The following is a 13359-nucleotide window of genomic DNA, read 5'->3' as shown; positions in this document are numbered from 1 at the left end:
CATGCGCACCATCATTCGTCATCAGGTGCAATCTTTGTTCGGCTCGTTGCTCGCCATCCTGTCACGCGGCATCACCGGTGTGCGACCGATCTGGAGCGGCACGGGCCCCTCGCGTAACCAGCGCATCTATTATGCCAACCACACCAGCCATGGCGATTTCATCCTGCTCGCCTCCTGTCTCAATCAGGAAGAACGGGCGCGCACCCGCGCCGTGGCGGGCGCAGACTATTGGCGCGCCAATCGCGTGCGGCAATTCATGGCCGAAGTGCTGCTGCGCACGGTTCTGGTTGAACGGAACTGGGTGGAACGCACGCAAGACCCGATGGAAGTGATGCTGACCGCGCTGGCCGATGGGCATTCGCTGATCATCTTCCCGGAAGGCACACGCAACATGACGGACGAACCGCTGCTGCGTTTTCGCTCCGGTCTCTACAATCTCGCGCTGGCGCGGCCCGATGTCGAACTCGTCCCCTGCTGGATCGAGAACATGTCGCGCGTGTTGCCGAAAGGCGCCGCCCTGCCGGTGCCTTTGCTGTGCCGCGTCGTGTTCGGTGCGCCGGTGCAGCTTGGTGACGGCGAAGACCGCAAAGAATTTCTGACGCGAGCCCGCCAGCAACTTCTCGATATACAGCCCAGAAACGGGAACCGCCCATGAGCGAAACAACCCAATTATTCATCGGCCTTATGGGCGTTCTGGGAACAGCAAGCCTCGTCGCCGCCGTTCTGTCCTGGCGCGCGCCGAAGCCGCTTTCATCCACACTGGTCAACCTCAATGCCCGTATCAAGGCATGGTGGATCATGGTCGCGGCCATGTGCATTGCCTTCCTGTTTGGCAAAGGCGGCGTGATCATTCTGTTCGCGCTCGTATCCTTCGCATCGCTGCGCGAATATGTGACGCTGACCCAGACCCGCCGCAGCGACCACCGCATCCTGCTCGGCATGTTCCTGCTGGTCATTCCGGTGCAATATTATCTGATCTGGATCGAATGGTACGGCCTCTATTCGATCTTCATTCCGGTCTATTGCTTCCTTGCAATGCCCGTGCTGACCGCGCTTTCCGGCGATACATCGCGCTTTCTCGAACGCATCAGCGAACAGCAATGGGGCATCATGCTGTCGGTCTATTGCATCAGCCATGTTCCGGCGCTGATGACGCTGGATATTCCCGGCTATGACAGCGAAAAGCTGCTGCTGATCGCCTTTCTGGTCGCAACTGTGCAGGGCAGCGACGTGCTGCAATATGTGTTCGGCAAACTGTTCGGCAAGCATCGCATCGCGCCAAATATCTCGCCATCCAAGACCTGGGAAGGCTTTGTCGGCGGCGTGGCCAGCGCATCGCTGCTGGGCGCAGGGCTTGCCTGGCTTACGCCTTTCTCACCGCTTCAGGCGGGCGCGCTGGCGGCGGTCTCTTGCGTCATGGGCTTTTTTGGCGGGCTGGTGGCTTCGGCCATCAAGCGCGACCGGGGCGTCAAGGATTGGGGCCACATGATCGAAGGCCATGGCGGCATGCTCGACCGCGCCGACAGCCTTGTCTTTTCAGCGCCGGTGTTCTTTCACTTCGTGCGTTATTTCTGGACGTGATCCAAGCTAGGAAACTTGCCGGCTCAGCCAATCGTTGAGCTCGGCTTCCGCGCGCTCCAGCGCGCTGTAATTCAACAGTTTGCGCAACAGCGCCACGGTCACGGCGCGGGCGCGAAAATTGAACCGCCCCTCGTCGGTATCGCTCTTTTCCTGATAGACGCCGAGCTTTTCATAAAGCTGCTGCAGGCGGTTTTGAACACTACGCAACGACAGATTGCGACGGCGCGCAATCATCTTGTCCGTCAGGCCCAGCGCGATATCGATCAGGATTTCATATTCGCTCTCGGTAAATCCGCTGGCATGGCTGAGGCTCTTCTGCTGCAGGCCACGAACTTCCCGGTCGACGACACATTGCGCCTCGACGAAAATGCTGCGCAGCGCCAGCCGTAGCTTGTCGTCGGAGGCCGATTTCAGCACATATCCATAGGCCGCACCTTCCGGCACGATGCGCGATACACCGCGCACATAGGCCTCATCGGCATAGTTCGACCAGAACAGGATGCGGGTTTCGGGATTTTCCTTCCAGATGGTGCGTGCCGCCTCGATGCCGTTGCGACCGTTCATCTGCAAGTCCATCACGATATGCGCGTCGCGATGCTGGCGCGCCAGTTTTTCGCCCGCCGACCCGTTTCCCGCTTCGAAAATGTCGCTGCATTCCGGCAGCGCCGCCCGTACCGCCTCGCCCAGATAAGTGCGATGCAGCGGGTCATCCTCAACGATCAGAACCTGCATCGCTCTCTCCATTCATCGGTTTGCACATTTCCGGCGGCAAAAGCACCGTTACACTGGTTCCCGGGCCTGTCGCATTTTTCCGGATGGCGAAGCCCGCCGAAATCAGCCGCGCGCGCGTGCGCATATTGTCGGTGCCGTGACCCAATGTAAGTTCGGGGTTCAGTTCCGAAGTCGCTCCGGGACGCTGGACCGGCCGGTCAGCCCCGATGCCGTTATCGATCACTTCCACCAGAAGCCGCCCGCCGCGGTCGCTGAGCTTCACCAGCAATTCGCTGGCATGGGCATGGCGGATGACATTGTTGATCGCTTCCTGAACGATGCGAAACAGCGATGTCGCCACCGTTTCTTCCAGTCGGTCGGCCATGCCGTCGCTCTGGTCATCCAGCGTCCATTCAATCGCGGCATCGCTGTCGCGCACCGAACGGTCCAGATGGTTTTCCGTAGCCTGCACGAAACCGAACAGCTGGAGAATCGAAGGCTTCGCCTCCTCAATGATCTGCCGCAAATCGCGCATGCAATGCTGGAGCCCGCGAAACAGCGGCTCCAGCTGTTCGCCGGAAAGATCCGGCGCGCGGGTGAGCCGCTCGACGTGGCGAGCAAGCCGGGTGAGATCGGCCAGCGTCTGGTCATGCAAATCCATGCCGATGCGGTGCCGTTCTGTCTCCAATGCCTCGGTTAGTTTCAGTGCGCCGGACCGCAAGCCCTCCTCGCGGGCGCGGGCTTCCGTTTCAACGATGGCCGAACGCTTGGCCTGCTCGGCAGCGCGAATGGCAAAAAAGTAAGGCGCCAGAAGATCAGCGATCGACTGCCCATTCTCCACGTCGCGCATGGAATAGCAGGCAGGTGTCAGGCTGGAACAGCTCAGTGCGCCGATGATATCGCCCTGCGCCTTGAGCGGAACATGGACGCGGCCCTTGAGATCATGCTCGATGATCGGGCTGGAAAAAGACCCTTCGAAATGAAAGCGCGGATCGGTGCGCGCATCGTCAGTCAGGAGATACCCCGCCTCGCCCGACAACAGCGTGCGGATCGGGCTGCCGGACAGAAGCGCTGGCGGATTGCGACTCCAGGCGGTCGCAATACCGGACTCATAGGCAATGTGGAACTTGCCATCGAGCATCTTGATGCAGACGTCGAGATGGTCATAAGGCAGGATGCAGGCAATCTCGGCCGCCACCGCCTGAATGATGGAATCGAAATCGAGCTGCCCCGCCAGAAGCCGGGAAATGTTCAAATAGTGATCAAGGAGGTTTTCAGCCTGCCCGTGATCGTGCTTGCTATCCTGCTGTCTGGGCGCGCGTTCGGCCAAGCGTTTCTCCTCCAAACGCAAGTTACACTCATATCGTCATGAGACTTATAATACGCCGCGCCCTCCTCGGCGCGTCTTGCGGGAACCCGCAATTTTGCTGCGGGAACCCGCAGCTCTGTTGCTGCATTCGGCCTTCACAGACCGCGCCGCTTCTTCCATCTTCGCTTCACCAGAAAATTGCCCGCAAGACAAGAGTGAAATCACGTCAATTGCGGTTGGTGCCGTTGAGGAGCGGCGGTGCGGGAGGCTTCGCACCATACTCAATTTCAACGAACCGAAGCGCCGGGGCGCTGCGGGGCGGAATATTTGCAACCGGGAGGAAAGAATGAAGCTTGGGAAAATCCTTTTTGCGTCTGTAGCACTGGCAGGCGTTTTTGCGGCAGGCAGCGCGCTCGCCGACACTTCATCGAAGAAGATTGCATTCTCGAACAATTACGCAGGTAATTCCTGGCGTCAGGCCATGCTGGAAAGCTGGGACAAGATCACCAAGGAAGCCGTAAAGGCTGGCGTGGTGGCTGCCGCCGACCCGTTCACGACCGCCGAAAATCAGGCGACCGAACAGGCCGCCCAGATCCAGAACATGATCCTGCAGGGCTATGACGCCATCGTCATCAACGCCGCTTCGCCGACCGCGCTGAACGGCGCAGTCAAGGAAGCCTGCGATGCCGGCATCACCGTCGTTTCCTTCGACGGTATTGTCACCGAGCCTTGCGCATGGCGCATCGCAGTCGATTTCAAGGCCATGGGCGAAGGCCAGATCGACTATCTTGCAAAGCGTTACCCCGATGGTGGCAACCTGCTTGAAATCCGCGGTCTCGCCGGTGTTTCGGTCGATGACAATATTCATGCCGGTATCGAAGAAGGCGTGAAGAAGCATCCGAAGTTCAAGGTCGTCGGTTCGGTCAACGGTGACTGGGCTGCCGACGTTGCGCAGCGCGCCGTTGCCGGTATCCTGCCGAGCCTGCCGAAAGTCGATGCTGTGGTAACGCAGGGCGGCGACGGCTATGGCGCTGCACAAGCCTTTGCTGCCGCCAAGCGCGAAACGCCAACCATCATCATGGGCAACCGTGAAGACGAACTGCAGTGGTGGAAGCAGCAGAAAGACGCCAACGGCTACGAAACCATGTCGGTTTCGATTGCACCGGGCGTGTCCACGCTGGCTTTCTGGGTCGCACAGCAGATTCTCGACGGCAAGGAAGTGAAGAAGGACCTCGTCGTTCCGTTCCTCAGCGTCAGCCAGGAATCGCTCGACAAGGATCTGGCCAACACCCAGAAGGGTGGCGTTGCCAATGTCGAATATGCGCTTGAAGATGCGCAGAAGGTTATCGACGCCGCGAAATAAGCGGATCGACCCAAAACATGAGGGGCGAGCTGATCCTCGCCCCTTCTTTATCCCTTTACTTTGACGCCTTTCCGACGGCCTGGCCCTTTGCTGGCTTCGCCGGAAACGTCCAATCGTTAGTTGAGTGTATGACAGAAACAGCAGAGAAACAGGAGGTCGTCGCCGCGCGCAATATTCGCGTGCAGTTCGGTGCGGTGAAAGCACTGGATGGCGCCGAACTCGTGATCCGCGAAGGCGAATGTGTGGGACTGGTCGGCCATAATGGCGCTGGCAAATCCACCATCGTCAATGTCATCAATGGCGGGCTTTCCCCGCATGAGGGCAGCATTTCCTATCATGGCGAAGCGGGACATGGCGTGACGATGGCACGCAAGCACGGCGTGCGCTGCGTGTTTCAGGAATTGTCGCTGTTTCCAAACCTCACCATTGCCGAGAATGTCCGCATCATGCAGCGCGACCTGACCGGCGCGAGCTGGCGCGGCAAGGCCATAGAACTGATTGCAAAAAAGCTCGACGAGATTTTCCCCGGCCACAAGATCGACTGCACTTCCACCATCGATGAGCTTTCCATCGCCGAGCGCCAGATGGTCGAAATCGCCATCAACTTCACCGCGCCCGGCACTGCGCCAAAGCTCGTCATTCTCGATGAGCCGACCTCCTCGCTCGACGCTGGCATTGCTGCGCAGCTGATGGCCTATGTGCGCCGTTTCGTCGGCACTGGCGGCTCCGTTATCCTGATTTCGCATATGCTGGGCGAAATTCTCACGACCTCCGACCGCATCGTCGTGATGAAGGACGGCAAGGTCGTCGCCAATCGCGCGGCCAGCGACTTCACCAATCGCAGCCTCGTTGAAGCCATGGGCAGCGTCGAACGTGAAAAGGCTGCGCGCCGGGTTGCAAAGACCGATGCGAGCGGCACGCCCGTTCTGTCCTTTGCCAAGCGCACCAGCGACGTCAAGCCGTTTCAGGCATTCAAAGGCGAAGTCATCGGCCTCGCCGGTCTTGCCGGACACGGGCAGACCAAGATGCTGCTCGATCTTTACTATGCACGGCGACCCAACTGGGTTCCGGCCCGCACATGCGAAATCGCATTCGTGGCAGGCGACCGCAGCCTCAACGGTACTTTCCCGCTGTGGAGCATTCTGCACAATCTCACCATCGGCTCGCTGGACCGGCTGTCGTCGGCAAAGCTCGTCGACCAGAAGCGCGAAGACGCGCTCGGCAGCCAGTGGAAAGACCGCATCCAGATCCGCACACCGGATATGGGCAACCGCATCCTGTCGCTTTCAGGCGGCAACCAGCAGAAGGTGCTTTTTGCCCGCGCGCTGGCGACCAGCGCCAACGCCATTTTGATGGACGATCCGATGCGCGGCGTCGATGTCGGCACCAAGCAGGAAGTCTATGAAATCCTGCGCCATGAAGCCGAAAACGGACGCACCTTCGTCTGGTACTCCACCGAAATGGACGAAATAGAACTTTGTGACCGCGTCTATGTTTTCCGCGACGGCGCTATCGTTGCGGAACTGACCGGCGAAGACATTACGGAAAAGAACGTGCTTGCAGCATCTTTCGAGGGAGGTCACGAATAATGCGCCTTTCCTCTTCCTCCATCCGCCTGCTGACGCCGGTATTCTCGCTGGTCCTGCTGCTTGCCGCCGTCTTCTACATGCAGCCGCGCGCCATGAGCTATACGGGGCTGAACCTGCTGTTCAATCTGGCCGTGCCTATCGCTCTGGCGACCATCTCCCAGATGCTCATCATGGCCGTCAACGATCTCGACCTTTCGATGGGAACCTTTGTGAGCTTTGTCGTCTGCGTTGCAGCGACCTGGCTCAACACGGCTCCCCTTATCGGTGTGCTGATCCTCGCAGCCGCAATCGCCGCTTATGCAGCGCTCGGCGCAATCATCCATCTGCGCAATCTGCCTTCCATCGTCGTCACACTGGGCATGAGCTTCGTCTGGGGCGGCCTGGCCGTGTTGCTGTTGCCCTCGCCGGGTGGACAGGCGCCGGACTGGGCGCGCTGGATCATGACGGCCAAGCCACCTTTCATCCCGATGGCGATCGTTGCCAGCATCGTGATTGCCATCGTCACGCATTTCATCGTCATGCGCTCGACATTCGGCGTGCTGATGCGCGGCGCGGGCGGCAATACCCGCTCCATCGAGCGCGCAGGCTGGTCCGTCACCGCCATCCGCGCCGCAACCTATGCGCTGGCCGCCTTCTTCGCCGTGCTGGCCGGGATCGCACTGGTTGGCCTCACCACCTCGGCGGATGCCAATATCGCATTGCGTTATACGCTTCTGTCCATCGCGGGCGTCATTCTGGGCGGCGGTGAATTCGTCGGCGGACGCGTTTCCCCCATCGGTGCCGTCATCGGCGCGCTGACGCTGACGCTTGCAGGTTCGTTCCTCTCCTTCATGCGCATTTCGCCGGACTGGCAGATCGGCGCGCAGGGCGGCATTCTCATCGTGGTGCTGGCATTGCGCCTCTTCCTCAACCGCCTCGAAAAGAGGGAGAAAAAGCAATGAACGCCATGTCTGTACTCACCAGCCGTCCGTGGATATGGTCGTTTATCGCGACCGCCGCAGTGTGGATCATCACCATCCTGTTCACCGGAGGTGCCGGCGCGCACGGGCTTTCCCATGCAGCCTTCACTTTCGCATCCTTTTCGGTGATCGTCGGGCTGGGCCAGATGTTCGTCATCACGCTCGGCCCCGGCAATATCGACCTGTCGGTCCCGGCCAACATGACGCTCGCCGCCACACTGGCGCTGAAGCTCATGGATACGCAGGACGGCATGGTGCTGGCAGGGCTTGCCGTCGCCATACTGATCGGCCTTGCCATCGGCATCTGCAATTACGCGCTGATCAAGCTCCTGCGCATTCCGCCCATCATCGCCACCCTGTCGATGAGCTTCCTGATCCAGTCGACCGCCATCTGGAGCAATCGCGGCCTGCGCGTGAAACCGCCGGAAAGCCTTTCGCAATTCACCACCGCCTCCACGCTCGGCATTCCCAATGTCGCCATCGTGGCGCTGATCCTGTCGCTGATCGGCTGGGTGCTTTTGAAAAAGAGCATCTATGGACGCTGGATCTCGGCAATCGGCCAGAACCCCTTCGCAGCCCGCATGGCAGGCGTTCCGGTCGATGGCACCCGCTTCGTCACCTATCTGCTCTGCGCGGTACTGGCCTCGCTCTGTGGCTTCCTGCTGGCCTGTTTCTCTGGCGGCGCAGCGCTGAACATGGGCGCGGAATATCTCCTGATGTCGATTGCGGTCGTCATCATTGGCGGCACGGCGGTTGCAGGCGGCGATTCCAACATCCCCGGTATTTGGGGTGCCGCACTCTTCATGTTCCTCATAGTCTCGATGCTCAACACCTACGGCTTCGGCGCCGGTGTTCGTCTCGTGCTGACTGGCGTCACCATCATCGCGGTGATCTTCCTCGCCAGCAGCCGACGGGCCGAACGATAGTTTTTCTGGAGTGATTTTCCTTGTCTCAGACTGTTTCGATCTACGAAATCCACGACGAACGTTTCAAGCAGATGATCGTGCCGAGCGCCGATCTGGACGAACTTTACAACGGCTGCCGCTGGGCGGAAGGTCCGGTCTGGTTCAACGACCTGAACTGCCTTCTGTGGAGCGATATCCCGAACCAGCGCATCCTGCGCTGGGTGCCGGGAAGCGAAATTGAAGGCGAAGTTGGCGGCGGTGTTTCCGTTTTCCGCAACCCGTCCAATTTCTCCAATGGCAATACGCGTGACCGCGAAGGGCGTCTCGTCACCTGCGAGCATGGCGGCCGTCGCGTCACCCGCACGGAGCATGATGGCAGCATCACCGTGTTGGTCGACAGCTATCAGGGCAAAAAGCTGAATGCGCCAAACGATGTCATCGTGCGCTCGGATGGAACCGTGTGGTTCACCGACCCTACCTACGGCATCCTGGCGGATTATGAAGGCTACAAGGCAGACCCGGAACAGCCATCGCGGAATGTCTATCGTCTCGACCCGAAGACCGGTGAAATCGATGCCGTCGTCACCGACTTCCACCAGCCGAACGGACTGGCCTTTTCGCCGGACGAAACCAAGCTCTATGTTGCCGACAGTGCCTATAGCCACGACGAGAATGCGCCGCGCCATATCCGCGTCTTCGACGTTGTGGATGGTGGCAAGCGCCTGTCGGGCGGCAGTGTGTTCTGCACCATCGACAAGGGCCTGCCGGACGGCTTCCGCTTCGATACGGATGGCAATCTGTGGACCAGCGCGGGCGATGGCGTGCATTGCTTCTCGCCGGAAGGCACGCTTCTCGGCAAGATCAAGACGCCGCAGACGGTCGCTAATCTGACCTTCGGCGGTCCGCGTCGCAACCGCCTGTTCATCGCCGCCACGAAGTCGCTTTACGCGGTGTATCTCACCGTAACCGGCGCGCAATACCCCTGATCAGTTGTTGTGAACCCCACAAAACAAAACCGCCGGAGTTTTGAACTCCGGCGGTTTTGTTTTGGACTATTGCAGGATCATTCCCACTCAATTATCGATTGATATAAATTTCCTCTTTATTTCATTTAGTTAGACACAATGTTGTCGATGAATTCCATTCAAAATACCAGAACAGGCAAATCGCACCGCGTAAGGGACCCGAACTGAGAGTGGCGCGAAACTAAGTGGGAGAGATGAACAAGGCGCCACAGCGAAGAGCGCCTTAAGAAACCGCAATACGGCTCCGAGGTTTCACAGCGACCCGAGCCAAGACCTCATCATAGATGCTAGCATTGTTGTTCATCACGACAGAGATCACGAGCCCAAATGGAATGGCGTCATCAAGAGGCGGCCCCTGATCCTTTTCCCTCTGGACTTGAATGGATAGCGTGCCACCCGCTGCCAAATGACCGAATGCCTGCCCTGACCACTGGCGGTGAATTAGCGTTCCCGCTTCGGTCTGCGTCCAAGGGGGTTCAACTATGGGCGCCACACCGAGTGCGTTTTTAGTATTGTCTGATAAAGGTATAATGCGCAGCTTGGATGCCCTATAAGCCTGATGCCCCGGCCGAGTTGGTGACAGCCAAGCTAGGGTGGCCTTTACGGCTCTAACATCAGCAGTCCTACTAAAATCGTCTGGCACCGGCACGCTAAACAAAATTGCCTGCTTAGGCAGCAAACGGCCAGCAGCCCAAAGCGTCGCCCGATCTGAAGCGCAGCTCATAGCATCTGCAGGGGATACGAAACCGTATCCGACATGACGAGCGACTTCTCGACGCATCTGGTCCCAACTTGCGGGAAGAGGGAACTTAGTTGCAGTGATGAACTCGTCTGCGCCTTGCCAGGATGCGGGATGAGCTACAAGAGCCTTCAAGAGCGTGGCTTTTTGCTGGTTTGGAAGACCAGTAAACAGAACGCCGTACTCTCGCTCAAGCGTCTCATAAACGTGGTGCGCGGTATGGCTTGCGTAGGCAGCTGCTGGACTAGAGCCCAAAATCCAGGCAGACAGGTCCTGCGGCTGGCCCGGTACGGGAGGTGCTGCTACGCGGATGCCTCCGAAACGAGTTCCCTGTCCTTGTGGGCGAACAGAGGCTGGAGGAGACCCGGGGGAGAGAATAAGATGCTCTCGTCCTCCCGGCAGAAGGATGTCAGGCTTAATCGCACCCTTATGGCCATGCCCTAATGCCGATGAGACGTTCGGCATGCTACAATTAGGAAAGGCATGGTATCTCCCATGGGGTAGCGGCAGCGCAGCGAGACCATCTTCGTGCCAAGCCCCTACGGTTAGTGCATTAATGCTTTCAGCCGGAGCGAGGATGCGTCTATCGGCCTTCACCGCATCAATCGCATTCAAGATTGCAGATTTTTTTCCAATATCATCCGCAGCATGAAAATCATCCGGATGGACGTAAGCACTAAGCATCAATGGAGAAGCAACATTTCCGCCGGATACTATAAACAGCACTCCATACTGATATGAGAGATAGTCTATCGCTCGCGCCCAAGCCGACATCCGATCGCTATACTGCTTATTTGCATCACCCAGTGATAGATTTACGATAACGACGTTCGCAAACCCCTCCTGCCGCATTGTCAAAACGGCCTCTACCATTAAGTCGATAATTAGGCGGTTATCCTGAAATCGCTCCTGCATTGGTCCGAACGGACCCGGAGGAGGCGCATACATGACATTCCTAAAATATAGCTTGTGACCAATAGGCGTCGAGGCATCATTCTTATCCCCATGCACAACTATCGAAGCCATGGCTGTACCATGAACACGAGGGCCAACCGAAAGTACCTCAAGATTGTGAGGATCTGATACGGTGAGCCAATCAGCTAGCCAAGGATGCGATGACAGAGGCACCGCGTCGAAAATCGCAGCTATCGGCTCTTCAAACGGAGTGTGGGCATCCGGCACTCCAATTGTTTCCGTCTCCCCTTCTTCGACAGTCGTGCTCATGCTCTGCGGCATGATCGACATTATCGGATCTAGTCCGGCTAAGGTGTCGTCGCGCAGCTCTGCGATCTTGACAACCTCTTCACGAGGCATGTCTATCAATAGAGCGTCGTATGAAAACGCCTCATGCCTCGCAGAACTGACAACCTGTCCGCCTGCACTCTCCACCGCAATTGCGACGGCATTACGAGCAGCCTGAGCCGTACCGGCCGAAGCACGGTAAACCAATTCACATTCTAGACGAAGCATCGCTCCGGGCTCGATAGCTCCTACAGCATCCAGCAAAAGAGATTGATCCATGGGGCGCACACGGTCACGCGGTCCCCACGGACGAATGTCGCGCAGGCGAGAAAAGAGATGTTTCCACGGGGCAAAACCATGGGGTAAATCAACACCCCTCTGCCAGTTTTGCCAAAGATTTACTATTTGTCTCAACGCAGCGAGGTTAGGCACCAGCAGGTAGACTTGTGGATCGTCGTCCAACTCATCAGGATCGAGCAAATCCTCGCCCGCAAAAGCTAAGCCTTCTACCTTGCTTACGGCTTTCGCGAAGTCCGTTACTGATCCCGTAACCTCGAACACGAGGAGACGCTCTGGCGCCAACCCGTCGGCTTGATTTTGCACTGCTTGAGGTCCAGCCGCCAAGAAATCTTGAAGACGCTGGAGCTTCGGTCCGAGTCTTTGACCTTGAACGTCTCGTTCAATCACACGCGACGGCGTGGCGTTACCGTGCCCCGGTTGCCTTGCGCTTGGCTGCGCCTCGTCGAGTTTCAATATCGGCTTTGTCAGATCGGCTTGCACTAACGTCCCCCACTTGCTCCGACCAATGCCGAAGCTCCTCCCTAATTATTTGCTCCATGGACAGCGCCCCCAAAGAAAGTATCTGCCTGCGCCTAATGGTTTGACAAAACTCAACCGCCTCCGCGAAACTCACGGGCTCTAGTTGCTTGGCTAGGCTCTCTGGCGATAACGCTATATTTTCGTCCCATGCATCGAAGTATCGCGATAACAAAACGGCCACCTGCCGCCAATCAGGTTGCGGCACATTTAGCCGCATCTGAAATCTACGCCATACAGCACGGTCCAATAGCTCATGGTGATTGGTTGCTGCGACAGCGACTACGTAGCTAGGAAGCTGATCTATCTGCATGAGCAGAAAAGATACAACACGCTTGATCTCTCCTGTCTCGTGGGTGTCTCCCCTCTCCTTACCAATAGCATCAAACTCATCAAAAAAGAGCACACAGGCGTTGGTTCTAACGTAATCGAATAGCTTACGAAGCCGCGTATTCGTTTCACCTAGAAAAGAACCCACCAGGGCATCATAACGAACAGTAAACAAAGGCAGCGCTAGCGCCTCAGCTATTGCTTCCGCCACAGATGTCTTACCGTTACCTGGAGGCCCAGAGAGAAGAAGCTTGTGACGCGGCTGAACGCCATGGGCTCTTAACAAGTCAGCCCGTGACTGCTCTTCAATAAGATTACGAACTTGCGCTGTCACCGGCAGGGGAAGGATTAGCTCTGACAACTGACGCTGCGGGTTAGTTTCGATGACGATTTCTCGACCGGGAGCGGATAGCTGCTTCTGCTCAAGGCGGCTTGATACCGCAACCGAATTCAGCACGCGCTCTAGACGGTCTGCAAGTACATTATGATTTTTGGCTTTCTCGTCGGCAACAAGCGCTTCAACGGACGCACGCAACGTGGTCTGGTCGCCTTCCGCTCCCGCACGGACAATAGACAACAAGAGATCACTACGCGCCATTTGCTTTAGCCTCGCTCAGCTTGAAATTATCAACGCCTGGTTAACCAAACATCAACGCCGCATTCTCCTAGCACGACACACAGAGGCTGCGCGCGGTTGAACTCAAGCAAACGCCTGCTGGCCCAATGGTACTTGTAAACCGCAGACACTTCATTGGCAATCGTCGTGCACTCACAAGTTTTCCAACTCACA

General features: G+C 57.8%; 11 protein-coding genes. 7 read left to right on the top strand and 4 right to left on the bottom strand.

Translation table 11 applies throughout. The features are described from left to right. Position 1: 1 nt before the first annotated feature. Both FHW03_RS15180 and FHW03_RS15175 read left to right on the top strand, forming a co-directional pair. Positions 2 to 655: a lysophospholipid acyltransferase family protein gene (locus tag FHW03_RS15180; protein ID WP_109367920.1), complete on the top strand. Its 654-nt coding sequence runs from the start codon at positions 2 to 4 to the stop codon at positions 653 to 655. After that, positions 652 to 1581, top strand: a complete 930-nt coding sequence (locus FHW03_RS15175; RefSeq protein WP_078338151.1) for a phosphatidate cytidylyltransferase — start codon at positions 652 to 654, stop codon at positions 1579 to 1581. Before FHW03_RS15180 ends, FHW03_RS15175 begins: the two co-directional genes overlap by 4 nt. Positions 1582 to 1587: 6 nt before the next feature. On the opposite strand, the gene FHW03_RS15170 is transcribed toward FHW03_RS15175, so the two are convergent. Continuing rightward, positions 1588 to 2313, bottom strand: coding sequence for a response regulator transcription factor (locus FHW03_RS15170; protein WP_182521374.1), 726 nt, complete (start codon positions 2311 to 2313; stop codon positions 1588 to 1590). After that, a complete protein-coding gene (locus FHW03_RS15165; protein WP_377514920.1) occupies positions 2294 to 3622 on the bottom strand; it encodes a GAF domain-containing sensor histidine kinase in 1329 nt (442 codons plus the stop codon). Before FHW03_RS15165 ends, FHW03_RS15170 begins: the two co-directional genes overlap by 20 nt. 325 nt (positions 3623 to 3947) lie before the next feature. Between FHW03_RS15165 and FHW03_RS15160 the strand changes: the two genes are divergently transcribed. From FHW03_RS15160 to FHW03_RS15140, 5 genes are all read left to right on the top strand, one after another. Continuing rightward, entirely contained in the window at positions 3948 to 4964 is a 1017-nt protein-coding gene (locus FHW03_RS15160) for an ABC transporter substrate-binding protein (RefSeq protein ID WP_182521373.1), read from the top strand. A gap of 128 nt (positions 4965 to 5092) precedes the next feature. After that, positions 5093 to 6553, top strand: coding sequence for a sugar ABC transporter ATP-binding protein (locus FHW03_RS15155; protein WP_182521372.1), 1461 nt, complete (start codon positions 5093 to 5095; stop codon positions 6551 to 6553). After that, positions 6553 to 7494: an ABC transporter permease gene (locus FHW03_RS15150; RefSeq protein WP_182521371.1), complete on the top strand. Its 942-nt coding sequence runs from the start codon at positions 6553 to 6555 to the stop codon at positions 7492 to 7494. Before FHW03_RS15155 ends, FHW03_RS15150 begins: the two co-directional genes overlap by 1 nt. Next, positions 7491 to 8438: an ABC transporter permease gene (locus FHW03_RS15145; protein WP_182521370.1), complete on the top strand. Its 948-nt coding sequence runs from the start codon at positions 7491 to 7493 to the stop codon at positions 8436 to 8438. Before FHW03_RS15150 ends, FHW03_RS15145 begins: the two co-directional genes overlap by 4 nt. Before the next feature lie 71 nt (positions 8439 to 8509). Further along, complete coding sequence (locus tag FHW03_RS15140) at positions 8510 to 9403, top strand: SMP-30/gluconolactonase/LRE family protein (RefSeq protein WP_182521406.1); 894 nt, start codon at positions 8510 to 8512, stop codon at positions 9401 to 9403. A 262-nt stretch (positions 9404 to 9665) separates the two neighbouring features. On the opposite strand, the gene FHW03_RS15135 is transcribed toward FHW03_RS15140, so the two are convergent. Continuing rightward, positions 9666 to 12203 carry a S8 family peptidase gene (locus tag FHW03_RS15135; protein WP_182521369.1) on the bottom strand — a complete coding sequence of 846 codons (2538 nt, stop codon included), beginning with the start codon at positions 12201 to 12203 and terminating at the stop codon, positions 9666 to 9668. Continuing rightward, complete coding sequence (locus FHW03_RS15130) at positions 12127 to 13167, bottom strand: ATP-binding protein (protein WP_182521368.1); 1041 nt, start codon at positions 13165 to 13167, stop codon at positions 12127 to 12129. The genes FHW03_RS15135 and FHW03_RS15130 overlap by 77 nt, the downstream gene beginning before the upstream one ends. Positions 13168 to 13359: the final 192 nt, after the last annotated feature.

It is taken from the genome of Ochrobactrum sp. RH2CCR150, from assembly GCA_014138095.1.
In the GTDB taxonomy this organism is placed as follows: domain Bacteria; phylum Pseudomonadota; class Alphaproteobacteria; order Rhizobiales; family Rhizobiaceae; genus Brucella; species Brucella gambitense.
This window is presented reverse-complemented; position numbering and strand designations above follow the sequence as displayed.

Excerpts from the sequence above, each read along its gene's own strand:
- FHW03_RS15140 (WP_182521406.1), top strand. The coding sequence starts at position 8,510 with ATGATCGTGCCGAGCGCCGATCTGGACGAACTTTACAACGGCTGCCGC.
- FHW03_RS15155 (WP_182521372.1), top strand. The coding sequence starts at position 5,093 with ATGACAGAAACAGCAGAGAAACAGGAGGTCGTCGCCGCGCGCAATATT.
- FHW03_RS15170 (WP_182521374.1), bottom strand. The coding sequence starts at position 2,313 with ATGCAGGTTCTGATCGTTGAGGATGACCCGCTGCATCGCACTTATCTG.
- FHW03_RS15150 (WP_182521371.1), top strand. The coding sequence starts at position 6,553 with ATGCGCCTTTCCTCTTCCTCCATCCGCCTGCTGACGCCGGTATTCTCG.
- FHW03_RS15180 (WP_109367920.1), top strand. The coding sequence starts at position 2 with ATGCGCACCATCATTCGTCATCAGGTGCAATCTTTGTTCGGCTCGTTG.
- FHW03_RS15145 (WP_182521370.1), top strand. The coding sequence starts at position 7,491 with ATGAACGCCATGTCTGTACTCACCAGCCGTCCGTGGATATGGTCGTTT.
- FHW03_RS15160 (WP_182521373.1), top strand. The coding sequence starts at position 3,948 with ATGAAGCTTGGGAAAATCCTTTTTGCGTCTGTAGCACTGGCAGGCGTT.
- FHW03_RS15130 (WP_182521368.1), bottom strand. The coding sequence starts at position 13,167 with ATGGCGCGTAGTGATCTCTTGTTGTCTATTGTCCGTGCGGGAGCGGAA.
- FHW03_RS15175 (WP_078338151.1), top strand. The coding sequence starts at position 652 with ATGAGCGAAACAACCCAATTATTCATCGGCCTTATGGGCGTTCTGGGA.